Source organism: Streptomyces sp. NPDC054765, assembly GCF_053612065.1.
In genome coordinates, this window is the sequence record NZ_JBSHBP010000097.1 from 1 (window position 1) to 23247 (window position 23247).

Annotated in this window: 22 protein-coding genes; 10 read left to right on the top strand and 12 right to left on the bottom strand. The window is 71.7% G+C overall.

Annotated elements, in window-relative coordinates; genetic code table 11:
* The 4 genes from ACWGJY_RS35045 to ACWGJY_RS35060 form a co-directional block, all read right to left on the bottom strand.
* Positions 1-637 (bottom strand): biotin/lipoyl-containing protein (locus ACWGJY_RS35045; protein ID WP_453264933.1); only part of this gene is annotated, 637 nt, incomplete at its 3' end.
* A 90-nt stretch (positions 638-727) separates the two neighbouring features.
* Positions 728-2116, bottom strand: a complete 1389-nt coding sequence (lpdA, locus tag ACWGJY_RS35050; protein WP_453264934.1) for a dihydrolipoyl dehydrogenase — start codon at positions 2114-2116, stop codon at positions 728-730.
* A 322-nt stretch (positions 2117-2438) separates the two neighbouring features.
* The gene (locus ACWGJY_RS35055; RefSeq protein WP_453264935.1) at positions 2439-3983 is read right to left on the bottom strand and encodes a leucyl aminopeptidase; all 1545 of its coding nucleotides are present in this window, start codon (positions 3981-3983) and stop codon (positions 2439-2441) included.
* 203 nt (positions 3984-4186) lie between these two features.
* The gene (locus ACWGJY_RS35060) at positions 4187-4981 is read right to left on the bottom strand and encodes an adenosylcobinamide-GDP ribazoletransferase (RefSeq protein WP_453264936.1); all 795 of its coding nucleotides are present in this window, start codon (positions 4979-4981) and stop codon (positions 4187-4189) included.
* Positions 4982-5090: 109 nt separating this feature from the next.
* Between ACWGJY_RS35060 and ACWGJY_RS35065 the strand changes: the two genes are divergently transcribed.
* A complete protein-coding gene (locus ACWGJY_RS35065; protein ID WP_453264937.1) occupies positions 5091-5828 on the top strand; it encodes a hypothetical protein in 738 nt (245 codons plus the stop codon).
* Here ACWGJY_RS35065 and ACWGJY_RS35070 read toward each other — a convergent pair.
* From ACWGJY_RS35070 to ACWGJY_RS35090, 5 genes are all read right to left on the bottom strand, one after another.
* Entirely contained in the window at positions 5803-6555 is a 753-nt protein-coding gene (locus tag ACWGJY_RS35070; RefSeq protein WP_453264938.1) for a hypothetical protein, read from the bottom strand. The genes ACWGJY_RS35065 and ACWGJY_RS35070 overlap by 26 nt on opposite strands.
* Complete coding sequence (locus ACWGJY_RS35075; RefSeq protein ID WP_453264939.1) at positions 6552-8318, bottom strand: phosphatidylglycerol lysyltransferase domain-containing protein; 1767 nt, start codon at positions 8316-8318, stop codon at positions 6552-6554. Before ACWGJY_RS35075 ends, ACWGJY_RS35070 begins: the two co-directional genes overlap by 4 nt.
* Before the next feature lie 144 nt (positions 8319-8462).
* Positions 8463-9509, bottom strand: coding sequence for a nicotinate-nucleotide--dimethylbenzimidazole phosphoribosyltransferase (gene cobT / locus ACWGJY_RS35080; RefSeq protein WP_453264940.1), 1047 nt, complete (start codon positions 9507-9509; stop codon positions 8463-8465).
* A 16-nt stretch (positions 9510-9525) separates the two neighbouring features.
* The gene (locus ACWGJY_RS35085) at positions 9526-10281 is read right to left on the bottom strand and encodes a class I SAM-dependent methyltransferase (protein ID WP_453264941.1); all 756 of its coding nucleotides are present in this window, start codon (positions 10279-10281) and stop codon (positions 9526-9528) included.
* A 62-nt stretch (positions 10282-10343) separates the two neighbouring features.
* On the bottom strand, positions 10344-11663 hold the full coding sequence (locus ACWGJY_RS35090; RefSeq protein ID WP_453264942.1) for a bifunctional adenosylcobinamide kinase/adenosylcobinamide-phosphate guanylyltransferase: 1320 nt from the start codon (positions 11661-11663) through the stop codon (positions 10344-10346).
* Between the two features lie 161 nt (positions 11664-11824).
* Here ACWGJY_RS35090 and ACWGJY_RS35095 point away from each other — a divergent pair, with 161 nt between their 5' ends.
* The gene (locus tag ACWGJY_RS35095) at positions 11825-12040 is read left to right on the top strand and encodes a hypothetical protein (protein WP_453264943.1); all 216 of its coding nucleotides are present in this window, start codon (positions 11825-11827) and stop codon (positions 12038-12040) included.
* A gap of 69 nt (positions 12041-12109) precedes the next feature.
* Here ACWGJY_RS35095 and ACWGJY_RS35100 read toward each other — a convergent pair whose 3' ends face one another.
* A complete protein-coding gene (locus tag ACWGJY_RS35100) occupies positions 12110-12706 on the bottom strand; it encodes a DUF3043 domain-containing protein (RefSeq protein ID WP_453264944.1) in 597 nt (198 codons plus the stop codon).
* A gap of 330 nt (positions 12707-13036) precedes the next feature.
* Between ACWGJY_RS35100 and ACWGJY_RS35105 the strand changes: the two genes are divergently transcribed.
* From ACWGJY_RS35105 to ACWGJY_RS35130, 6 genes are all read left to right on the top strand, one after another.
* A complete protein-coding gene (locus ACWGJY_RS35105; protein ID WP_453264954.1) occupies positions 13037-13822 on the top strand; it encodes a PspA/IM30 family protein in 786 nt (261 codons plus the stop codon).
* Positions 13823-13878: 56 nt separating this feature from the next.
* Positions 13879-14157: a PspA-associated protein PspAA gene (gene pspAA, locus ACWGJY_RS35110; protein WP_453264945.1), complete on the top strand. Its 279-nt coding sequence runs from the start codon at positions 13879-13881 to the stop codon at positions 14155-14157.
* 82 nt (positions 14158-14239) lie between these two features.
* Positions 14240-15532, top strand: coding sequence for a sensor histidine kinase (locus ACWGJY_RS35115; RefSeq protein ID WP_453264946.1), 1293 nt, complete (start codon positions 14240-14242; stop codon positions 15530-15532).
* Positions 15529-16215 (top strand): response regulator, encoded by a 687-nt coding sequence (locus tag ACWGJY_RS35120; RefSeq protein ID WP_453264947.1) that lies wholly within the window; start codon positions 15529-15531, stop codon positions 16213-16215. The genes ACWGJY_RS35115 and ACWGJY_RS35120 overlap by 4 nt, the downstream gene beginning before the upstream one ends.
* Before the next feature lie 151 nt (positions 16216-16366).
* Entirely contained in the window at positions 16367-19543 is a 3177-nt protein-coding gene (locus ACWGJY_RS35125; protein WP_453264948.1) for an efflux RND transporter permease subunit, read from the top strand.
* Between the two features lie 301 nt (positions 19544-19844).
* Positions 19845-20930, top strand: coding sequence for a methyltransferase domain-containing protein (locus ACWGJY_RS35130; RefSeq protein ID WP_453264949.1), 1086 nt, complete (start codon positions 19845-19847; stop codon positions 20928-20930).
* A 54-nt stretch (positions 20931-20984) separates the two neighbouring features.
* Here ACWGJY_RS35130 and ACWGJY_RS35135 read toward each other — a convergent pair whose 3' ends face one another.
* On the bottom strand, positions 20985-21188 hold the full coding sequence (locus ACWGJY_RS35135; RefSeq protein ID WP_453264950.1) for a DUF397 domain-containing protein: 204 nt from the start codon (positions 21186-21188) through the stop codon (positions 20985-20987).
* Positions 21167-22012, bottom strand: a complete 846-nt coding sequence (locus tag ACWGJY_RS35140; RefSeq protein ID WP_453264951.1) for a helix-turn-helix domain-containing protein — start codon at positions 22010-22012, stop codon at positions 21167-21169. Before ACWGJY_RS35140 ends, ACWGJY_RS35135 begins: the two co-directional genes overlap by 22 nt.
* Before the next feature lie 130 nt (positions 22013-22142).
* Between ACWGJY_RS35140 and ACWGJY_RS35145 the strand changes: the two genes are divergently transcribed.
* Both ACWGJY_RS35145 and ACWGJY_RS35150 read left to right on the top strand, forming a co-directional pair.
* Positions 22143-22502, top strand: a complete 360-nt coding sequence (locus ACWGJY_RS35145) for a hypothetical protein (protein WP_453264952.1) — start codon at positions 22143-22145, stop codon at positions 22500-22502.
* 174 nt (positions 22503-22676) lie between these two features.
* Positions 22677-23120, top strand: a complete 444-nt coding sequence (locus ACWGJY_RS35150) for a DUF4430 domain-containing protein (RefSeq protein ID WP_453264953.1) — start codon at positions 22677-22679, stop codon at positions 23118-23120.
* Positions 23121-23247: the final 127 nt, after the last annotated feature.

Consider the following 23247-nt stretch of genomic DNA (forward strand, 5'->3'; position numbering starts at 1 on the left):
CGGCCGCACCGATGACGGCGAGCTTGGCGCCGACCTCGGCGGTCTCGTCCTCACCGACGACGATCTCCAGCAGGGTGCCGGAAGTCGGCGCCGGGATCTCGGTGTCGACCTTGTCGGTGGAGACCTCCAGCAGCGGCTCGTCGGCCTGGACCTCCTCGCCGACCTCCTTCAGCCAGCGGGTGACGGTGCCCTCGGTGACGCTCTCGCCGAGCGCGGGGAGGAGAACTTCAGTGCCGGAGGCTCCGGTGGAGCCGGTGCTCGCACCGGGCGTGCCCTCGGCGCCGCCCGCGGGGGCAGCGGCGGGGGCGGGGGCCTCGGCGGCCGGGGCCGGCTCGGGCTGCGGCTCGGCCGCGGGGGCCTCGGCGGCGGCCGGGGCCGGCTCCGCCGCCGGCGCACCGGTGCCGTCGTCGATGAGGGCCAGCTCGGCGCCGACCTCCACGGTCTCGTCCTCGGCCACCTTGATGGCGGACAGGACACCCGCGGCCGGGGCCGGGATCTCGGTGTCGACCTTGTCGGTCGACACCTCGAGCAGCGGCTCGTCGGCCTCGACGCGCTCACCCTCGGCCTTGAGCCAGCGAGTGACGGTGCCCTCGGTGACGCTCTCGCCGAGCGCCGGCAGGGTTACGGAAACCGCCATGGTTTCAGTTGCTCCTTACGGTGGGTCTCCCAGCTCGAGCGGGGTCGAGAGCCTGGGGAAGTGCGGATGTGGTCGCGCCCGGGACCGGGGTCAGTCGTGGGAGTGGAGAGGCTTGCCGGCCAGGGCCAGGTGGGCCTCGCCGAGCGCCTCGTTCTGGGTCGGGTGTGCGTGCACCAGCTGGGCAACCTCGGCCGGCAGGGCCTCCCAGTTGTAGATCAGCTGAGCCTCACCGACCTGCTCGCCCATACGGTCACCGACCATGTGGACGCCGACCACGGCACCGTCCTTGACCTGGACGAGCTTGATCTCGCCCGTGGTCTTCAGGATCTTGCTCTTGCCGTTGCCCGCGAGGTTGTACTTGAGAGCGACGACCTTGTCGGCGCCGTACAGCTCCTTGGCCTTGGCCTCGGTGATGCCCACCGAAGCGACCTCGGGGTGGCAGTACGTGACGCGCGGCACGCCGTCGTAGTCGATCGGCACGGTCTTCTGACCGGCCAGCCGCTCCGCCACCAGCATGCCCTCGGCGAAGCCGACGTGGGCGAGCTGGAGGGTGGGAGCGAGGTCACCGACGGCCGAGATCGTCGGCACGTTGGTCTGCATGTACTCGTCGACCAGGACGTAGCCGCGGTCCATCGCGACGCCCTGCTCCTCGTAGCCCAGACCGGCCGAGACCGGCCCGCGGCCGATCGCGACCAGCAGCACCTCGGCCTCGAAGGTCTTGCCGTCGGCGAGGGTGACCTTGACGCCGCCGTCGGTGTACTCGGCCTTGTCGAAGAAGGTGCCGAGGTTGAACTTGATGCCGCGCTTGCGGAAGGCCCGCTCCAGCAGCTTGGAGCTGTTCTCGTCCTCGACCGGGACGAGGTGCTTGAGGCCCTCGACGACGGTCACGTCGGTGCCGAAGGACTTCCACGCGGAGGCGAACTCGACGCCGATGACGCCGCCACCCAGCACGATCGCGGACTTCGGCACGCGGTCCAGCTTCAGCGCGTGGTCCGAGGAGATGATGCGGTTGCCGTCGATCTCCAGGCCCGGCAGCGACTTCGGCACCGAGCCGGTCGCCAGCAGGACGTGGCGGCCCTGGACACGCTGGCCGTTGACATCGACGGAGGTCGGGGAGGACAGCCGGCCCTCGCCCTCGATGTACGTCACCTTGCGGGAGGCGATCAGGCCCTGCAGGCCCTTGTACAGGCCCGAGATGACCTCGTCCTTGTACTTGTGGACCGCCTCGATGTCGATGCCCTCGAAGGTGGCCTTGACACCGAACTGCTCACTCTCGCGAGCCTGGTCGGCGATCTCACCGGCGTGCAGCAGAGCCTTGGTGGGGATACAGCCGTTGTGCAGGCAGGTACCGCCGACCTTGCCCTTCTCGATCAGGGCGACGTCCAGGCCCAGCTGCGCCCCGCGCAGGGCAGCGGCGTAACCACCGCTACCGCCTCCGAGGATCACTAGGTCGAAAACGGTGCTGGCGTCGTTCGCCACGTCACGTCCTCCATGCATGGGTACGCCGGAGCCGGTCTCCAATGACCGGGCGGCGGCTGTGGTTCGGCCGCTTTTACTTCGGCCCTGGGTAAGGGGGGCCCTGTCCTGCCGAGAACCCATCTTCGCACTTGTTCCACGAAGCCGGGACGGCGGGCCGGGCTGTGGGCGGACGATCAGCCGCCCCATAGGGGTTACTGGCGCGTACTGACGTACGGATTTCGTTGAGGGCGAACACGGGGAAAGCGCACCTACGGCCCCGGGCGATATGTCCGGGGCCGTACGGATATCACGGGAACGGGGAGGTACCTCCCCGGGCTGACCGTCAGCCCAGGTCGCCCGCGGCGGTACGCTCCGCCAGCCGCACCAGGGTGCGCACCGCGGAGCCGGTGCCGCCCTTGGGGGTGTAGCCCCAGGGCGCGCCTTCGTGGAAGGCCGGGCCCGCGATGTCCAGGTGGGCCCAGGCGATGCCCTCGCCGACGAATTCCTTGAGGAAGAGCCCGGCGACCAGGCCGCCGCCCATCCGCTCGCCCATATTGGCGATGTCGGCGACCGGGGAGTCCATGCCCTTGCGCAGCTCGGCCGGCATCGGCATCGGCCAGGACTGCTCGCCGACCTCCTCCGCGATCTCGTGGACCGAGGTACGGAATGCGTCGTCGTTGGCCATGATCCCGAAGGTGCGGTTGCCCAGCGCGAGCACCATCGCGCCGGTCAGGGTGGCGACGTCCACGATCGCGTCCGGCGACTCCTCCGAGGCGCGGGTCAGCGCGTCGGCCAGCACCAGCCGGCCCTCGGCATCGGTGTTGAGCACCTCGACGGTCGTGCCGCTGTACATGGTCAGCACGTCGCCGGGGCGGGTGGCGGAGCCGGACGGCATGTTCTCGGCGAGCGCCAGCCAGCCGGTGACGTTCACCTCCAGGCCCAGCCTGGCGGCGGTCACGACCGCGGCGAACACCGCGGCGGCGCCGCTCATGTCGCACTTCATGGTCTCGTTGTGGCCCGGCGGCTTGAGCGAGATGCCGCCCGAGTCGTAGGTGATGCCCTTGCCGACCAGCGCCAGGGTCTTGGTGGCCTTCGCGTGCGTGTGCGCGATCCGCACCAGCCGCGGCGGCGCCTCGGCGCCCTGGCCGACGCCCAGCAGACCGCCGTAGCCGCCCTTCTTGAGCGCCTTCTCGTCCAGCACCTCGACCTTGAGGCCGAACTCCTTGGCCGCGGCCTGCGCCTCGGCCGCGAAGGCCTTCGGGTCGAGGTCGTTGGGGGGCATGTTGATCAGGTCGCGGGCGCGGTTGATCTCCGCGGCCAGCGCCTGGGAGCGCTCGGCGGCGGCCTTGAACTCCTTGTCGCGCGGCTTGCCGCCGAGGATCGCGACCTCGCCGAGCGGCGCCGACTTGGCGTCGTTCTTCTTGGCGCCCTTGGCGTTCTGCCCGTTGCCGTTGCTGCGGTAGGTGGTGAAGGAGTACGCGCCGAGCAGCGCGCCCTCGCCCACCGCGGCAGCCGCCTCGGCGTCCTCGACGGGCAGCGCGAAGGCGGCCTTCTTGTTGCCGGTCAGCGCACGGGCGGCGCTGCCCGCGGCGCGCCGCAGCGCCTCGTTGTCGTAGCCGTCGTCCTTGCCCGGCGCCTCGCCGAGGCCGACCGCCAGCACGACCGGCGCCTTGAGGCCGTCCGCCGCGGGCAGCTTGGTCACCTCGCCCTCGGCACCACTTGCGCCGAGGGTCTCCAGCACAGCGGCGAGCTTGCCGCCGAAGGCCTTGTCCACGGCCTCCGCGCCGGGGGCGACAACGACGCCCTTGGCGCCCTTGGCCACGCCGACGACGACGGCATCCGCACGCACCGTTGCGGCGGAAGAAGTACTGAGGGTCAGTGCAGTCACGGTGATAAAGGTCCTGTTCCGTCCGGGGAATCCGTCTGCGCGCAGCGCGCTGCTGCGGCCGAGCCTACGCTCGGCGGCGCCACAAGGCCCGTCCGATACCACACCGGCACATAACGGCGCCCCGGCAGTTACCGGCGAATGGGGTCAACTTTGCTTCCGCGCGGGCGCATTGAGGGACCGGAAAGGGGGCGCGCGTCCAGGCGCTACCCGAGAGCCATCGCCACCAGCGCCGTGAGCCCCGCGCTCTCCGCGAGCGCCCCGAACACATCGCCGGTCACCCCGCCGAACCGCCGCCGGCAGTGCCGCAGCAGCAGCTCGCCCAGCCCGAGGCCGAGCAGCACGGCGAGCCCGGCGTGCAGCGCGTCGTACGGGCCGAAGGCGGCGCCGGCGGCCGCGCATCCGGCGGCCGTCAGCGCCGTGCACAGCAGCGCCGCCCCTACCGGGACGGTGCCCGCGACCGCCGCGCCGAGTCCCTCCGGCCGGGCGGCCGGCACCCCCGCACGGGAGGCGAGGGTCAGCGCGCAGCGGGCGGTGACCGCGGCAACGGCCGCCGCGACGGCGCCGGGTGCCCAGCCGTCCGCATACAGCTCGTCCAGCGCGGCCACCTGTGCCAGCAGTGCGAACAGCAGCGTGATGACCCCGAACGGGCCGATGTCGGACTGCTTCATGATGCGCAGCGCCTCCTCGGCCCGCTTGCCGCTGCCCAGACCGTCGGCGGTGTCGGCGAGTCCGTCCAGATGCAGTCCGCGGGTGAGTACGGCGGGCACCACGGCGGTGGCGACCGCGGCGAGCAGCGGACCGCCGCCGAGCAGCAGCAGCGCCGCGCCGAGCGCGGCCGCGCACAGCCCGACGACCAGACCGGCCAGCGGCGCGCAGAGCATTCCGCCGCGCGCCGCCGCCCGGTCCCAGCGGGTGACGCGTACGGGCAGCACGGTCAGCGTCCCGAAGGCGAAGCGCAGGGCGTCGGAGGGGGCCGGGGTAGCGGGGGTGTCGGTCACCGCGGCAGGCTATCCGGGCGTCCGCCGCGTTTGGCTGCCGGTCCCGGCCGCCAGGGCAGGGCCTAATGGTGGTGAGGTGTCCTTACGCGACATATGGGGAGCGTGCGGGATGGGCCACTGGTGGTACCGCAATATCGTCGAGCCGGGGAAGCTGCCGCTGCTGCTCGCCCTCGCCTCGTTCGTGCTGACCTTCCTCGTGACCCGGGCCATCACCCGGCTCATCCGCGCGGGCAAGGGGCCGTTCCGCAACATCACGCCCGGCGGCGTCCACGTCCATCACGTCGTGCCCGGCGTGATCCTGATGGTCATCGGCGGCTTCATCGCCCTCGCGGGCGGCCGGCGCGGCTTCGGCGCCGGTGTCGCGGCGGTGCTCTTCGGGATGGGCGTGGGCCTCGTCCTGGACGAGTTCGCGCTGATCCTGCACCTCGACGACGTGTACTGGACCGAGGAGGGGACCAAGAGCGTCGAGATCGTCATCCTCACCGTCGCCCTGGTCGCCCTGATCCTGGGCGGCTTCCTGCCGTTCGGCGTCAATGAGCTGAGCCCGGGGGAGACGGACGACCGTTTCACGGTCGTGCGGACCGTGGCCGTCAACTTCCTCTTCGCGCTCGTCGCGCTCACCAAGGGCAAGGGCCGGATCGCGGTCGTCGGGGTGTTCGTGCCGTTCGTCGCACTGTTCGGCGCGATCCGGCTGGCCCGGCCCAACTCGCCCTGGGCCAGGCGTTTCTACCGCAACCGGCCGAAGGCGCGGGCCCGTGCCCAGGTCCGCGCCTACCGTCACGACCGCCGCTGGTCCGCGCTGCGCCGCAAGGCCGGGCACCTCATCGGGGGTGCCCCCAGCCGCTGACCCGCTGGGCGTCCCGGGGCTTGCGCGGCCGCCACACCTCCCCCAGCGCACACAGCACCAGCACCGCCAGCACCGCCGCGACATGCTCCTTGCCCGCCAGGTTGTTCTTGATGGACACCACCTCGACGACCATCGCCAGGGCGACCACGGCGCAGGTGAACCAGGCGCGGTAGCGCCAGCACACGAACAACGCCAGCCCCACCACGGCCGCCGACGGCCCGGTGTCGATGACGTACTTGTCCGAGTCGGGCAGCCCGACGGGGCTCACCGGGCCGATCCAGATGCCGATCCGCGCGTACATCGTCCCGGCGAGCGTGGCGACATAGGCGACCAGCAGCGTCTGCCGCCGGCCCACACAGATCTCCGCGATCCCGAAGACCACCAGGATCTGGGCCAGCGCCCCCCACACCGGCAGGTCCAGGGCCGGTACGAACAGCGACAGCGGGGTGCGCAGCAGTGCCAGCCACAGATGCTCGTAGGCCTGTACGGAGCCGATGTCCTGGACCGTGTGATAGCCCCAGGCCTGCTTCTGCGCGAACTGGAAGACCAGGGTCAGACACACCGCGCCGAGCGTGACCGGAATCGCCCGCAGCTTCGCCACGACCAGCGAGGACCGTACCGTCCGCAGGAGCGGGCCCCATTCGGCCCACGCGGCGCGGCGCAGGGCGGACATCTCCCGCCGCCCCGGCGCGGGGCCCTCCCGCCGCCCCGCCCCAGCAGAGCTCATCTCACCTTCTCCAGGTGCTTGCGGTTCAGCCACTTGGGCAGGCCGGGTGCTTCCAGAAAGCCCTCCGCACGGCCGGCGGCGATTCCGATCCGCAGCAAATCGGTGCTCTTCTCGAAGAGCAGGTACCGCGGCTCCCAGATCGGCCGGTATTTTGCGTTGGCGCGATAGAGCGATTCGATCTGCCACCACCTGGAGAAGAAGCTGAGCAGCGAGTGCCACAGGCGCAGCACCGGGCCCGCGCCGAGCTGCGAGCCACGTTCGAAGACGGAACGGAACATCGCGAAGTTGAGCGAGAGTTGAGTGATCTCCACCTCTTTCGCCCGCTGGATCAACTCCAGCACCATGAACTCCATCAGGCCGTTCTCGGAGTTCCGGTCCCGGCGCATCAGATCCAGCGAAAGGCCCTTCTCGCCCCACGGCACAAAGCTGAGCAGCGCCCGCAGCCCGCCCTCTTCCCCGTCCGTGCCGCCGTCCCGGCATTCGAGCATCACGCAGCGCCCGTCGCCCGGGTCGCCGAGCCGGCCCAGCGCCATGGAGAAACCGCGTTCCGTCTCCCCGTCGCGCCAGTCGTCGGCCAGCCGCAGCAGCTGCTCCATCTCCGGTGCCGGGATGTCCTCGTGGCGCCGGATACGGACGGTGTAGCCGGCCCGCTCGACGCGGTGGTAGGCCTGCCGTACGGTGCGCATCGCCCGGCCGCCGAGGGTGAACTCCGCGGTGTCCACGATCGCTTCGTCGCCGAGTTCCAGCGCGTCCAGACCGTGCCGGGCGTAGATCGTGCCGCCCTCCTCGCTCGCGCCCGTCACCGCGGGCGCCCAGCCGTGCTCCCGTGCCTCGGCGAGCCACCCCTCGATCGCCCCGGGCCAGGCCTCGGGGTCGCCCAGCGGATCACCGGAGGCCAGCGACACCCCGCCCACCACGCGGTAGGTGACCGCCGCCTTGCCACTGGGGGAGAACAGCACGCTCTTGTCGCGGCGCAGCGCGAAGTAGCCCAGCGAATCGCGGTCGCCGTGCCGCGCCAGCAGCGCGCGCAGCCGCTCCTCGTCGTCCTCGGTGATCGGGTCGGTGCTGCGCACGGAGCGGAACGCCGCCCACAGGACCGCTACCAGCAGCAGCGTGCTGAGCACATTGATCGCGACATTGACCCAGTTCGGGGTGGCGATCTCCGGGAACGCACGGTCGTCGGCGACCAGCGACACCAGCCGCATCAGGCCGTAGCGCCAGCGCTGCACGAACGTCGAGGAACCGGCCGCCGCGGTGTTGGTGACGGTCACCAGCAAGGCCGCGAGCAGCGAGGTGGCCAGCAGGCCCCCGGCCGCGACCGTCGCCGCCAGCTTCGGGTTCGCGCGGTCGCCCTTCGCGGAGAACTCGCGGCGCCCCACCACCAGCGCCGCGGCGAACAGCACGGTCAATACCAGCGACACCCAGTTCTGCACATGCCCGCGGAACTCCGGTGCCACCACCATCCCGAATCCGAAGAGCAGCGCCAGCAGCCCGGAGAGCGCCAGATTCAAAATCCAGGCCGCCCGCTTGCGCCGTCGCAGGGTCACCGACAGGAAGAGCGAGAAGGCGCCGGAGGCGAACCCCGCCGTCAGCAGATACGGAGTGAAGAATTCCGCAATGTTGTGCCGGCGGATGTCATTGCCGAACGACACCCATACCGCGCTCAGAAAATTGATGAAGGTGACCGTGCGCAGATACCAGATGCCGAATGCGGCACCACGCTGTGACCACGGGCCGCGGGGGCGGTCTTCGTCCGGACTCAAGCGATGTCTCCCATAAAACGTGTAAAGCGCGATCTTATGGGGCGCCGCCGGTGGTCCGGTACGGCAGGAAGCAGCGAGCGCCCCCAAGGGGGCGCTCGCCCGGTCGCTTCGTACGGGGGCCGGCCGTGGTGGGCCGGCGCCGGGTCAGTCGCGTACGGGCAGTTCTGCCGCCAGGGCCGCGGCCGCCTGCACCAATGGCAGGGCCAGCAGCGCCCCCGTCCCCTCGCCGGCAGTGACGCCGTGATCGAGCAAAGGGTTGAGTGCGATCCGGTCCAGCGCCTTGGCCTGCGCCGGCTCCCCGCTCGCCTGCCCGGCCACCCACCAGTCCGGCGCCCGGAAGGCCACCCGCTGCGCCACCAGCGCACAGGCCGCCGAAACCACCCCGTCCAGGATCACCGGCGTACGGCGTACCGCGCTCTGCAGCAGAAAGCCGGTCATCGCGGTCAGATCCGCGCCGCCGACCGTGGCCAGCAGCTCCAGCTGGTCGCCGAGCACCGGACGGGCCCGCCGCAGTGCGTCGCGGATCGCCGCGCACTTGCGCATCCAGGCCAGATCGTCGATGGGGGCCCCGCCCCGCCCGGTGACCACCGAGGCGTCCGTGCCGCACAGCGCGGCGACCAGCGTGCTCGCGGCGGTCGTCCCGCCAACGCTCAGATCGCCCAGCACCACCAGGTCGCTGCCGGCGTCCGCCTCCTCGTCCGCGACGGCCATCCCCGCCCGGAACGCCGCCTCGGCCTCCTCGGCCGTCAGCGCGTCCTCGACGTCGATCCGCCCCGAACCGCGCCGCACCCGGTGCCGGGTGACGTCCTCGGGCAGCTCCGCCGGGTCACAGTCCACCGCCAGGTCCACCACCCGCAGCTGCGCCCCGGCGCGGCGGGCCAGCACCGCGGCCGGGCTCGCCCCGTCCAGCACGCCCCGTACGAGATCCCTGGTGCCGCCGGCCGGCCGGGCCGACACCCCCAGTTCCGCCACCCCGTGATCGCCCGCGAACAGCAGCACCCGCGGCTGTTCGACGGGCCGCACCGGCACCTGCTGCTGCGCGGCGGCCAGCCACTCGCCCAGCTCGTCGAGGCGGCCGAGCGCACCCACGGGGACGGCCAGCCGGGCCCGCCGCTCCTCGGCGTCACGGCGCACACCGCCGTCGGGGCGCTCGATCAGGTGGGCGAAGTCATCGAGGTTCAGGGCGCTCATTGGGCGCAGATTACCGTCAACTCACCGCTGACGAGGCCTGCCGGGGAGATCGGGCCGGTACGAACCGCACCTCGCACACCAGCGGCAGCAGCGCGCGCAGCACCGGGACGCGGCGCGCCGCCCACGCCGCCCCGGCCGCCGGCCCGCCCCGGGCCCGCCCCGTCGGCGAAACGGGCACCGGGCCGAGTTCGCGGACCGCGGCGATGCCCGGATGAGTACCGGCCACCCGCGGCAGTTGGGCACGGTCCAGCGCCCAGCGCACCGGCACCGGCCACCGCCCGCCCGCCCCGGCGGCCCGCCGGACCAGTGCGGCAGCCCGCCGTGGCAGCGCGTCAAAGACCAGCGCACCGCCGGGAAACCGCTCCGCACAGGCCGCCAGCAGCGCACGCACCGCGGGCGGCGGCAGCCGCATCAGCACCCCCGGCGCCGTGACGATGACGCCGCGCGACGGCTCCCGCACCGCGTCCAGCCAGCCGTGATCGGTCACCGCGCGGGCGACGGTGCGCCGCCGGGCGCCGTCCGGCAGCAGTATCCGGCGCACCGCCGCGGTCTCCGGCGGCACCACCGTCAGCCAGTTCAGCCGCCCGTTGTCCAGCCGCCAGAATCCGGTCCCGAGCCCCTCGCCGAGCGCAACCACCGTGGCCTGCGGATGCCGCTCCAGGTAGGCGCGTACGGCCGCGTCGAAACACCGCCCGCGCCCCCTCGGCTCCCGGGCGGGCCCCGCTCCCCACCCGGCCGGCGCTGCGGATTCGGTCCGCTCGGATTCGGTCACGGGTCAAGAGCACCCGCCGCCGCGCCCCCGGGCAAGCGGACACGGGCCCCGGCGGGCATCCGTCATCCACGCAGCGCAAGCGCCTGGCCCGCGACGACCAGCAGCAGCTGCTCGCACTCCGCGCCGAACGCCGCGTTCAGCCGCCCCAGTTCGTCACGGAACCGCCGGCCCGCCGGGGTCGCCGGGACGACTCCGGAACCGACCTCGTTGCTCACCGCCACCACCGGCCGGTGCGTCTCGCGCACCGCCGCCACCAGCGCGTCGGTCCGCTCCCGCAGCGCCTGCCGGCCACCGGCCTCCCAGGTCGCGTCGTCCCACGCCCCGACCTCGTCCATGACATGCGTCAGCCACAGCGCCAGACAGTCGATGAGCAGCGGCGACGCCGCGGCCGGCCGGCCGGTGCCGGGCCCCGCGCCGGGCCCGCCGGCGTCCATGCCCGGCCCGACGGCTTCCCCGCCCGGCCGGCCGGCCTCCAAAAGCGGCACCAGATCGCAGGTCTCGACGGTGCGCCAGCTGCTCGGACGCCGCTCACGGTGCAGCGAGACCCGCTGCGCCCAGTCCTCGTCGCCGTCCCGCCGCCCCCCGGTGGCCACGTACACCACGTCGGGGAAGGCTGCGAGCCGCCGCTCGGCCTCCACCGACTTCCCGCTGCGCGCCCCGCCCAGCACCAGGGTCCGCCGCGGCAGATCCGGCACCGCATGGAACTCGCCGACCACCAGCGTGCTGCCGTCCGCCACCGCGCGGGCCCCCGCCGCCGCCAGCCGGCGATGCAGCTCGGGCCCCGGCGGCACCCCGTGGCCGATGTGCACGGCGACCACATCCGTCGCCGCGTCGACCGCCCCGCCCGCCCGCAGCCTGGCCAGCGCATCGGGCCGCTCCAGCACGTCGAGCAGCACCAGGTCGTACGGACCGGTGCCGCCCGGCCCCGTGCCACCGCCGGCCGGCCGGCCGTTCCCGTTGCCGAGGCCGGCCGGTGCCGCGCCCGGCGGCAGGTACAGCAGCCGCTCGCCGTCCACGCCGGAGATCTCGTAGCCGGTACCGGGGATGTCCACCGCGACGGCCCGCACCCGGTGCCCGTCGAGCAGTGCCAGCTCCCGTCCGTCCGCGACCCGGCCCGGCTGCGGCAGCCCGGCCGGCACCTCCATCACCGGCCCGTCGTGCGGATGCGAGAGCAGCACCTGCCGTACGCCCGCCAGTGACTGCCCGGCGCGGGCCGCCGCGAAGGCCGGCCCCGGGGTCAGATCGATCAGCAGCGCGCCGTCGACGAGCAGCGCGGTCGCCGCCCGCGCCTCGTCGCCGACGGCAGTCGCACAGGCGGCACACGGGCAGGCGGGGCGCGGCAGCCCCAGCGGGGTCCCGGTGCCGAGGAGAGTCACATCCACACCGCCGAGTTTCTCGCGTCCCTGCCCGGCGGGCGCGGCGGGGGCGGACTCGACACGGCCGTTAGGCTGCCGGTCAGCACACGAGCACGGCACGGCGGAGTGCGTCAAGGCGCGGTCCGCGGTGGCACAGATTCGTACCCGGTGGGATCCAGGAGGCGCACATGGCGTGGACGTGGCGGTTCGAGAAGGCCGACGGTTCGGAGACGGCGCCGGCCGTGCAACCGGAGGAGTTCACCACCCAGGGCGACGCGGAATCCTGGATCGGCGAGGAGTGGAAGGCCCTCCTCGCCGGCGGCGTCGACCAGGTCAGGCTCTTCGAGGACGGCACCGAGATCTACGCGGGCCCCATGAGCTTGCACGCGGACACCGAGGCCTGAGAGCCGACGACGCCGGGCCGGACCCCTCAGGGGCCCGGCCCGGCGTCACCAACGATCCCGTCGACGGCCCTACGGCCGCGCGCCCCGCTTCACCTGCGGCTTCGGCAGTCGCAGCCGCCGCATCTGCAGCGTCCGCATCACCGCGTACGCCTTCACGCCCTTGAGGTTCTCCTTCGGGAAGCGCTCCTCCAGCCGCTTGCCCAGACGGAACCAGATCAGGGCCGAGTCGAGCACGATCAGCACAATGATCACGAGCCACAGCAGCAGCGCGATGCTCTGGATCGACGGCACCCGGATCATGGTGAGCACCAGGATCACCACGGCCATCGGCAGGAAGAACTCGGCGACACACCAGCGGGAGTCGACGAAGTCCCGGGCGAACCGGCGCACCGGTCCCTTGTCGCGCACCGGCAGATACCGCTCGTCGCCGCTGGCCATCGCCTCGCGCTGGCGGGCCATATCGGCGCGGCGGGCCTCGCGCTGCGCCTTCGTCGCGTCCTTGCGGTTGGCCGGCGTATGCGCACGGGAGCGGCGCTGCGACTGCGCCTGGTTGCGTTTGGGCGTCGGGCGGCCCTTGGGGGCCTGCGGATCGCGGGGCTGCTGGGGCTGGTCCGCGGTCACCTTGGCGGTCGCGGCCTGCTCATCCTTCGAACGGCTTCGGAACACAACACCCAAGAGTACGTGCTCGCCGGGGGTGAGCCAGGGTCCGACGGGGCACGATCCGGCAACGGAGCCCGTGGCACCCCGTGCCTGACCAGGCAGGAACCCCTGACCTACCGGGACAGAGCCGACATCGTGCCGGTTGTCCGGACTCTCCCTACTCCTTGCGCGGGAGATCCGGGCGCCCCGATCGTCCTGGAGGAGGAGCGCATCCGGGCGCGAACAGTGCGGTAATGGAACCAGGGCCCGTACTGTGGGGTCTGTAGATGTGCTGGAGCCGAAGCCCGAGGCGACTCGGTCAGAAGGGGGCGCGCGAGGCCCATGAGCGATGGTGTCATGAAGCGGATGGGGATGATCTTCCGCGCGAAGGCCAACAAGGCCCTGGACCGGGCCGAAGACCCGCGCGAAACCCTCGACTACTCGTACCAGAAGCAGCTGGAACTGCTGCAGAAGGTGCGCCGCGGCGTCGCCGACGTGGCGACCTCCCGCAAGCGCCTGGAGCTGCAGCTCAACCAGCTCCAGGGCCAGTCCGCCAAGCTGGAGGACCAGGGTCGCAAGGCGCTGGCGCTCGGCCGCGAAGACCTGGCCCGTGAGGCGCTGAGCCGGCGCAGCGCACTGCAGCAGCAGGTCACGGACCTGGAGACGCAGCACCAGACGCTGCAGGGCGAGGAGGAGAAACTCACGCTCGCCGCGCAGCGGCTGCAGGCCAAGGTCGACGCCTTCCGTACCAAGAAGGAGACGATCAAGGCCACCTACACGGCCGCCCAGGCGCAGACCCGGATCGGCGAGGCCTTCTCCGGCATCTCCGAGGAGATGGGCGATGTCGGCATGGCCATCCAGCGCGCGGAGGACAAGACCGCGCAGCTGCAGGCCAGGGCCGGTGCCCTCGACGAGCTGATGGCGTCCGGCGCGCTGGACGACCCGACCGGTATGGCCAAGGACGACATCACGGCCGAGCTGGACCGGCTCTCCGGCGGCAGCGATGTCGAGCTGGAACTCCAGCGCATGAAGGCCGAGCTGGCGGGCGGCTCCTCCGCCGGCCAGCAGGCCATCGAAGGCGGTCAGAACGGCGAGGGGCACTCCGCCCCGCAGCAGGACCGGCCGCGTTTCGACAAGCAGTGACGGCCGGCTGCGGATAGCCTCGCAGAGATCGTCGGACCGGACCGAGGGAGACCGTCGTGATCGTACGGATCATGGGGGAGGGCCAGGTGAAGCTGGACGATGCCCGCTTCGCCGAGCTCAACAAGCTGGACGATGAGCTGCTCGCCGAAATGGAGAGCGGTGACGAAGCGGGTTTCCAGCGCACCCTGGGCGCCCTGTTGGAAGCGGTGCGCCGACTGGGCACACCGCTTCCCGACGACGCCCTCGAACCGTCCGAACTCATCCTGCCGTCCCCGGACGCCTCCCTCGACGAGGTCCGGGAGATGCTCAGCGACGACGGCCTCATCCCGGGCTGAGTCCTGGGCCGGTCCCGGCCCGATCACTCCAGCGCACAGCGCCCCGGCCCCTCGGCGGACCGGGGCGCTACCGTTTGCTCTTGTGAGTCTCCTCGACCCCCGCCCGGACGCGCCCCGCGCCGGCCGCTTCCGGTGGCACCGGAAGCATCCGCTCGCCTTCGACGCCGCCCTGGCGGTGGCCGTGTTCGCGTGCATCGTGTGCGGTGCGGTGGCCGGTCCGCACGGTCCGCAGGGCGCGCGGTTCGTCCGCCACGAGCTGTCCGGCACCGTCGTGGCGCTGGCCGCGTCGGCCTGTGCCGCCCTGGTCCTGCGCCGCCGGCTGCCCCGCACCGTCCTGGCCGTCACGGGCGGGCTGACCATCGTCGAGCTGCTGAACCGCAGCAGTACCCCGGGAGCCCCGGTGGCCGCCGCCACCGTGATCGCGCTCTACACCGTGGCCTCCCGCACCGACCGCCCCACCACCTGGCGGGTCGGCGCACTGACCGTCGTCGTGCTGACCGCCGCCGCGATGTTCTACGGGCCCCGCCCCTGGTATGCGCAGGAGAACATCGCGATCTTCGCCTGGACCGGCATGGCCGCGGCCGCCGGCGACGCGGTCCGCAGCCGCCGCGCCGTCGTCGACGCCATCCGTGAGCGCGCCGAACGCGCCGAGCGCACCCGCGAGGAGGAGGCCCGGCGCCGGGTCGCCGAGGAGCGCCTGCGGATCGCCCGTGAGCTGCACGATGTCGTCGCTCACCACATCGCCCTGGTCAACGTCCAGGCGGGCGTCGCCTCACACGTCATGGACAACCGTCCCGACCAGGCCAAGCAGGCGCTGGCGCACGTCCGCGAGGCGTCCCGCTCGGCGCTGGAGGAACTCCGCGCCACCGTCGGCCTGTTGCGCCAGTCCGACGACCCCAAGGCGCCGACCGAGCCCGCACCGGGCCTCGGCGTCCTCGACCAGCTCGTCGACGGATTCGTCCGCGCCGGCATCCCCGTCGATCTGGAGCTCCCGCACCCGCCCCGGCAGCTGCCCGCCTCCGTCGACCTCACTGCCTACCGCGTGGTCCAGGAAGCGCTGACCAATGTCCACAAGCACGCCGGCGAGGGGGCCCGCGCCACGGTGCGGATCGTCCGCACCGAGACCACGCTGACGGTGACCGTCCTGGACGACGGCGCGGGGCGGGCCGGCATCCCGCGGCAGAAGGGCGGCGACCGGCCGCCCGTCGAGCCCGGCGAGCCGGAGGACAGCGGCGGCGGACACGGTCTGATCGGGATGCGCGAGCGGGTCTTCGCCCTGCGGGGCACGGTCGTGACCGGTCCGCGGGCGGCCGGCGGCTTCCAGGTGCGGGTCACCCTTCCGCTGCACACCGTCCGTACGGGGGAGTCGATATGACGATCAAGGTGCTGCTCGCCGACGACCAGACGCTGCTGCGCAGCGCCTTCCGGGTGCTGGTCGACTCCGAACCGGACATGGAGGTGGTGGGGGAGGCCTCCGACGGCGCCCAGGCGTACGAGCTGACCCGGGCAAAGCGCCCCGATGTCGTCCTCATGGACATCCGGATGCCCGGCGTGGACGGCCTGGCGGCCACCCGCATGATCAGCGAGGACCCGGATCTCACCGACGTCCGGGTGGTCATCCTGACCACCTTCGAGGTCGACGACTATGTGGTGCAGTCGCTGCGCAACGGCGCCAGCGGCTTTCTCGGCAAGGGCGCCGAACCGGACGAGATGCTGGGCGCGATCCGGATCGCGGCGGCCGGGGAGGCGCTGCTGTCGCCCGTCGCGACCAAGGGGCTGATCGCCAAGTTCCTTGCGCAGGGCGGAAGTTCCGAGGACGACGGGCCCGGCGGCCGGGGTGCCGAGCGGCTGGCGACGCTGACCGGCCGCGAGCGTGAGGTGCTGACCCTGGTGGCCGGCGGGCTGCCCAACGACGAGATCGCCGAGCAGCTCGCGGTCAGCCCGCTCACCGTCAAGACGCATGTGAACCGCGCGATGGCCAAGCTGGGCGCCCGCGACCGGTCCCAGCTGGTGGTCATCGCCTACGAATCGGGACTCGTACGCCCACGGGTGCAGTGAAGGGGGAGCGGCCCGTACTCCCAACGCGGTACGGGCACCGGCCGGAAACCGACCTGCGAGCGACGAAACCCGGCCAGGTCATGGCGGAAGGTGTAAGTGGGCCCGTGAAAGGCCCCGCCGACCGTTTCAGAACAGAAGAGAGACCCCACCCATGTCCTGGCTGTCCCGACTCAGCCTCGTACAACGGGGCCTGATAGCGCTGATGTCGATCGTGGCGATCGCCTTCGGCGCCATCGCGATCCCGCAGCTCAAGCAGCAGCTCCTGCCGTCCATCGAACTCCCGATGGTGTCCGTGCTGGCGCCGTATCAGGGCGCTTCCCCCGAGGTCGTCGAGAAGCAGGTGATCCAGCCGCTCGAGGACGGGATCCAGGCGGTCGACGGCATCAAGAGCGTCACCTCGACGTCGAGCGAGGGCTCGGGCGTCATCATGGCGCAGTTCGACTACGGCAATGACTCCAAGCGCCTGGTCGCCGATGTCCAGCAGGCCGTGAACCGCGCCCGCGCGAAGCTGCCCAAGGACGTCGACCCGCAGGTCGTGGCCGGCTCGACGGACGACATCCCCACCGTCGTCCTCGCCGTCTCCTCCCGCGACAAGGACCAGCAGACCCTTGCCGACCAGCTCAACCGCAGCGTCGTCCCGGACCTGAAGAACATCGACGGCGTCAGCCAGGTCACCGTGGACGGTGTCCAGGACCGGATCGTCGCGGTCACCCCCGACGAGAAGAAGCTCGCCGCCGCCGGGCTGAACTCCCAGGCGCTCGGTCAGGCGCTGGAGGCCGGCGGCACTTCGGTGCCCGCCGGTTCGTTCGCCGAGGGCGGGCAGAGCAAGACCGTCCAGGTCGGCGCGGGCTTCACCACCGTCAAGCAGATCAGGGACCTGATGATCGCGCCGTCCCCGGCGGCCGGTGGCTCCGGGGCGAGCGCCGGCCGGCCGGCCGGACCGGTCCGGCTCGGCGACGTCGCCACCGTCAAGGAGGAGCAGGCCACCCCGACCTCGATCACCCGCACCGACGGCAAGCCCAGCCTCGCCGTCACGGTGACGATGAACCAGGACGGCAGCGCGGTCGCGATCTCCGACGCGGTCAAGGACAAGCTCACCAAGATCCGTCAGGACCTGGGCAAGGGCACCGATGTCACGGTCGCCTCCGACCAGGGCCCGGCGGTCTCCAAGTCGATCGAGTCGCTGACCACCGAGGGTCTGCTCGGCCTCGCCATGGCGGTCATCGTCATCCTCGTCTTCCTGCTCAGCCTGCGCTCGACGCTGGTCACCGCGGTCTCCATCCCGCTCTCGGTCGTCATCACCCTGATCGTGCTGTGGACCGGCGACCTCTCCCTCAACATGCTCACCCTCGGCGCGCTGACCATCGCCATCGGCCGCGTCGTCGACGACTCCATCGTCGTCCTGGAGAACATCAAGCGGCACCTGGGCTACGGCGAGGAGCGCCGCGAGGCCATCCTCTCCGCGGTCAAGGAGGTCTCCGGAGCGATCACCTCCTCCACCCTCACCACGGTCGCGGTCTTCCTGCCGATCGGCGTGGTCGGCGGCATGGTGGGTGCCCTCTTCGGCTCCTTCTCGCTGACGGTGACCGTCGCCCTGCTGTCCTCCCTGATCGTCTCCCTGACGGTCGTACCGGTCCTCTCGTTCTGGTTCCTGCGCGCCCCGCGGATCCCCGAGGGCAGCACCGCCGAGGACCTGCGCCGCCAGGCCGAGGAGAAGGAGACCAAGAGTCCGCTGCAGCGTCTCTACGTCCCCGTCCTGCGGTTCGCGACCCGCCGCCGGGTCACCAGCCTGGTCATCGCCGTCGTGATCCTCCTCGGCACCTTCGCCATGGGCCCGCTGCTGAAGACCAACTTCCTCGACCAGGGCAGCCAGGACACCCTCACCGTCAAGCAGGAGCTCAAGCCCGGCACCAGCCTGGACGCGGCCGACAAGCAGGCCAAGAAGGTCGAGAAGCTGCTCGCCGCCAACGACGACATCGCCGACTACCAGGTCACCGTCGGCTCCTCCGGCTTCATGGCGGCCTTCGGCGGCGGCACCGGTGCCAACCAGGCCTCCTACCAGCTGAAGCTGAAGGACGCCGCGGACTCCGGCAAGGTCACCGACGACCTGCGGGCCGCGCTCGGCAAGCTCGGCCCGTCCATCGGCGACACCACCGTCACCGCGGGCGGCGGCTTCGGCAGCCAGGACCTGAGCGTGGTGGTCAAGGCCGCCGACGGCGACGTCCTGAAGAAGGCCAGTGAGCAGGTCCGCAAGACCGTCGCCGGCCTCGACCACGTCACCGACGTGCAGAGCGACCTCGCCCAGAGCGTGCCGCGGATCTCCGTGACGCCCAACGCCAAGGCGGCCGCGGCCGGTTACAACCAGACCACCCTGGGCGGCGCGGTCGCCGAGGCGGTCCGCGGCACCACCAGCGGCAAGGCCGTCCTGGACGACGCCGAGCGCGACATCGTGATCAAGTCGGCCCACCCGGCCACCACCGTGGCCGAGTTGAAGAAGCTGGCCGTCCCGACCCCGGCGGGCCCGGCCGAGCTGGGCACGCTCGCCACCGTGCGGACCGTGCCCGGCCCGGTCCAGATGACCCGGATCGACGGGGCCCGCTCGGCGACCATCACCGCCAAGCCGACCGGCGACAACACCGGCGCGGTCAGCACCACGCTGCAGAGCAAGATCAACGCCCTGAAGCTGCCCGACGGCGCCACCGCGGAGATCGGCGGCGTCTCCCAGAACCAGACCGATGCGTTCTCCTCGCTCGGCCTGGCGATGCTGGCGGCCATCGCCATCGTCTTCATGCTCCTGGTCGGCACCTTCCGCTCGCTGGTCCAGCCGCTGATCCTGCTCGTCTCGATCCCCTTCGCGGCGACCGGCGCGATCGGCCTGCTGATCGCCACCGGCACCCCGCTGGGCGTCCCGGCGATGATCGGCATGCTGATGCTGATCGGCATCGTGGTCACCAACGCCATCGTGCTGATCGACCTGATCAACCAGTACCGGTCGCAGGGTTACGGGGTCGTCGAGGCGGTCATCGAAGGCGGCCGGCACCGGCTGCGCCCGATCCTGATGACGGCGCTGGCCACGATCATGGCGCTGCTCCCGATGGCGCTCTCCGTCACGGGCGACGGCGGCTTCATCTCCCAGCCGCTCGCCGTGGTCGTGATCGGCGGTCTGGTCACCTCCACCCTCCTCACCCTCCTGCTCGTCCCGACGCTCTACGCGATGATCGAGCTCCGCAAGGAGCGCCGGGCGAAGAAGAAGGCCGCGAAGCGGGACGGGAAGACCGGCCCGCGGACCGAGGAGACCGACCGCGCACCGGAGCCGGCGGGCGTCTGACGGACCGGAGCCGACCGGCATCTGACGCCGGCCCGGAGCTGACACAGCCTCCGAGCTGACGCAGAAACGGTGCCTCTGCAGAATCGATGCCCCCGCAGGCCGGCGCTTGCGGGGGCATCGCGCTGGGCATCCCCGTCACGGGGTCGGACTCGGCCCCGCACCGACGAAGGGGGAGCACGATGGGCAAGCACGGGGACGGCAAGGGCGGCGAGGAGGGCGACAAACACCAGAGCCCGAAGGAGTCCGACGGCCGGTGGACCAAGCCGGTGACCGACCCGCCGAAGAAGTAGGGGGCGGCGCCATGTCCTCGCCGGACCGGCTGGTGGAAATCCTCCACAACAAGGGCGTGTTGGGCCCCGAATGGGCCCCGACGGTCGCCGCGGTCGACCGCGCGCACTTCGTCCCGGACACCTTCGAGGTGGCCGACCGCACCCTCTCCCGCTCCGCCGACGAGGCGGAGTGGCGCCGGATGGTCTACGCCGACCTGCCGCTCATCACCCAGCACAACGACGGCCGCCGCGCGCAGGGCGAGGTCGCCTTCCCCACGTGCTCGACGTCCGTGCCCTCCCTCATGCTGGCGATGGCCGCGATCGTCCGGGACGGTGACGCGGTACTGGAGATCGGCAGCGGCACCGGCTATCACGCCGCCTGGCTCGCCCATCGGCTCGGCGGGGACCGTACGACCACGATCGAGACCGACAAGGCCCTGCACGACATCGCCCGGGACAACCTCGCGCGGGCGGGCCTGCATCCGCACCTGGAGTGCGGCGACGGCCTGGCGGGCGTCCCCGGACGGTCCCCCTTCGACCGGATCATCGCCACCTGCACGGTCCGCGACATCCCCTACGCCTGGGTGGCGCAGACCGCACCGGGCGGCACGATCCTCACCCCGTGGGGCTCGTCGTTCCACTCGTACTCGTTCGCGACCCTGACCGTCCGCGACGGTCAGGCCACCGGCGGCTTCTCCGGCCGCCCGGCCTTCATGTGGGCCCGTCAGCAGCGCCGCTCCTACGGCCGCATCAGGGACTGGTACCACGGCGAGGAGGGCGAACGGGCGACGACCACGCTCGACCCCCGGGCGCTGGAGGACGATCTGCACGCCCGCTTCGCCGTCGGACTGCGGGTACGGGACGCCTGGCCGCTGCTGTGCCCCGCCGACGACGGCAGCGACGAAGCCACGTACTGGCTCTTCGACGACGCCCGCAGCTCATGGGCCACCGTCGAATACGTCCCCGGCCGTGCGGCGTACGAGACGGAACAGCACGGCCCGCGCCGCCTGTGGGACGAGGTCGAGTGCGCCTACCGCGCCTGGACCGCCGAGGGCAGCCCCACCAGGGACCGCTACCGGATCACGGTCACCGAAGACGGGCAGACCGTGTCCCTGTGACCGGCCCGTCCCGGCCCGTCCTGTCGGCGGGTTGGGACGGGCCGAACTGCGCGGTTAGCCCTGGGCCTTGAGGGAGCCGACGAACGCCGTCCAGGCCGCGTCGGGGATGAGGAGCGCGGGGCCGTGGGGGTTCTTGCTGTCCCGTACGGGAACGAGGCCGGGGAAGTCGTCGGCGACCTCGACGCAACTCCCACCGTTGGTGTTGCTGTAGCTGCTCTTGCGCCAGCGAGCCGCGCTCAACTCGGTTGTGTGTCGCATGGCTTGTAGTCCTCCATTACCTTTCGGATCAGGTCCGCTGACTCCGCCAGTGAGAGGGCATTCGCACGCAGCACCTCGTACCGGCGCCGCCATTTCTTCACGGCTTCCGGACCCTCGTGGAGATGCGCCGTCTCGATGCCCTCTTCGTAGGCCACGGTGGAGCCGTCGGGCAGCGTCAGCAGATTCAGGGCGCCGCCCATCAGCGGGTACGGACCCGCACTGAACGGCATGACCTGCACCTTACTGTCGGGAGTATCCACCTGTTCGAGTAGCCGAGCCAGTTGTTTGTGCATGCACTCCCTGCCGCCCGCATGCCGCCGGAGCACAGCCTCGTCGATGATCACCCATCGGTACGGCCGAGAGTCCGAGTGCAGACGATCCTGACGGGACATCCGGGCGTTGACGCGCTCTTCGATCAGTTCCTTGGTCAAGTCCTCCTGGCAGCCCAGAGAGTCCCGGGCGTACTCCTTGGTCTGCAGCAATCCAGGTACGGCCTGCGGTTCGTAGACCTCGATCACTTCGGCGCGCGCCTCGCAGTCCATGAACCGCCGGTACTGATCCGGATGCGCCTCCCGCTTCGCCAGTTGGTACAGGCCGTGGAAGTACTCCTCCGTGCCGAACGCCGCGTCGAGCGCGGCGGGTAGTTCCGGCGGCGGCATCAACTCCGCCGGTTCGACGCGCGCCAGGGTGCTCTTGCTGAAGTTGACGATGTCCGCGAGCTGCACCAGCGACAGCTTCGCGCGCTCGCGGTGGCGGCGCTGTTCGGAACCGAAGTAGTGGCGTGCGGAAAGGTACGGGGTCAGTTCCTTCGACGTGAACTTCATAGCGGTCAGCTCTCCCGGTCGTCCCAGCTCAACAGGCGGACGGGGCGCCCGTGTTGAGGCCATGTCCCACGGGGTGGCGATGGCGATACACACGGTAATGAGAAGGGTCGATTCGAAGGAAGCGAGCCATATGTTCGAGAGTTCGCCGCCACGGTTGCTGCCGTGGACCAGGCCGGACGGTGCCCCGTGCTACCTGAGTACGGACAACCCCGACAGCCACCTGTCCCTACTGGCCGACCATGCCGAGGAGGAGCTGCTCGCGGCCGCCGAGGCCCTGCTGGAGGAGATCGGGAAGCTGCCCTCGTTGCGGGGCGCGGGCCTCCGGGAGCTGTGCCGGATGGTCACCAGGCTTCAGGGGGCGCTGCGGGACGTGTTACGGATCGCGGTCAGTCGGGGCGACCGGCTGCCGGAGCCCTGCGATCACGGTGAGACCAGACTGTGCGAGGGCCGGACCTGCTGCCGGGCCTGTCGTCGGCAGATCTATCTGTGACGTGACGCCCCGATCCGCCCCGATCCGCCCCGATCCGCCCCGATCCGCCCCGACCCGCTCCGTCGCGGCCCGAGTGCCGGAGCGGCGCACGCGTTCGGAGGCGCACCTCTCGCCGATCGCCGGGAGCGATGGTTACGTGGCTCGTGGTGCCGAACCGACGAAAGGTGAGCGAGCGTGCCGTCCGCCCTGGCCCGCAAGGCCGCCCCCGTAACCGCTGCCGGGCTCGCCTGTGTGCTGGCCTTCGCGGCCGCTCCGCCCGCGGCCGCCGGACCCGTCGTCGGCGTCCGGGTGGGCGTCACGGGCGGGGCCTACACCGGCAGTGTGGGCATCGTCAGAACGGCCGCGCGCACCGTCTTCGGCGGCTTGTACTGTGCGGCCAACGGCACCGACCCCACACCGCTCACCGCCCTGTTCGACGCCCAGGAGCAGTACGGCCTCGGCGGGGTAGGGGCGCGCTGGGACGCGGCCAAGGGGGACTTTGTCGTCACCGATATCCATGGCGACGCCGCGGACTCCAAGAAGAAGTGGAACGCCTATGTGAACGAAAAGAAGATCACGACCGGCCCCTGCCAGACCGCGGTCAAGGACACCGACAAGGTCCGGTGGACCCTGGAGTAGCCGCTCGTGCCGCCAAGTAGGGCAGACGGGCCGTCCCCCGCCCCCACGCACGTTCACTCATCCACCCACGGGAGGGGACGGGCCGGAGGGGCCGGTGTGTGGGACGTAAAGCGAAGCAGTCCCACAC